We start from the raw sequence: 904 nt of genomic DNA, 5'->3' as shown, positions 1-904 counted from the left end.
TGATTTCAGCCGTTCCCGTCTTGGCTGCGATTTTGATGCCAAGATCATTTACACCATGGCCGCTCCCCTTAGGGTGTTCCACTACCTGTGTCAGCATTTTGGTGATCGCATTCGCCTGCTCGGCAGAAACGGCATTTTTCTTCCATATTTCCGTTTCATTTTTCTCTCTTGTCAGCAAGGTCGGCTTCATGATGTTTCCTTCATTCAAGAAGGCTGAGTAGGCCATGGCCAAGTGAAGCGTGCTCATTTGGACCTGCGCCTGGCCGTATCCGGCATCAGCCAAGCGACCTTCACTGTCGATTTTACCGATGCTCGATGCTTTGATCGGATAATCGTAGTTCAATGGTTCATCGAAACCAAATGCTTTGAGTCCGCTTGTGAATTTTTCCTTACCAAGCCCCAATGCTTTCTGGGCAAAATAAATATTATCCGAATAAATTAATGCTTTCTCCATATCAATGGGGACACCCGGGTCAGAGACCCTTGTGATCGAATGGTCTTTCCATGTCGATTTAGCCCACGTTTTCCCTTGGATCTTGATCGCCTCGTTCGGATCGACTCCATTTTTCAAGGCGATTGCCGCCGTGAGGGCCTTTATCGTCGAGCCCGGTGCGAAGGTCGAACTGAAGCGATTAAGCAATGGCTTCCGGGAATCTTCCTCCAGCGCTTTCTGCTCTTCCTTTGTTATCCCAAAAATATATTTATTGGGGTCAAAGGAGGGACTTGATACAAGTGCAAGCGTTTCGCCCGTTACCGGATCAAGAGCCGTTGCTGATCCAGCTTCGTTCTTATATTGCTTGAAGATATCCTTTTGAAGCTCCGCATCGATGGTTAATGTAATCGTTTCTCCCTCTTCAGCAGGCTTTTCAGCAATCACTTTTTCTTCGCCAGCTTCTGTTCTAAT

Annotated in this window: 1 protein-coding gene; it reads right to left on the bottom strand. The window is 47.3% G+C overall.

All coding sequences use genetic code 11. The annotated features are described in order from the left end of the window. Positions 1–904, bottom strand: a 904-nt coding sequence (locus CVN76_RS01245; RefSeq protein WP_269799999.1) for a penicillin-binding transpeptidase domain-containing protein, incomplete at both ends; no start/stop codon positions are given.

This window comes from Bacillus sp. mrc49 (assembly GCF_002803435.1).
The sequence above is the reverse complement of the archived record's forward strand: the minus strand, read 5'-3'. Positions and strand labels throughout refer to the sequence as shown.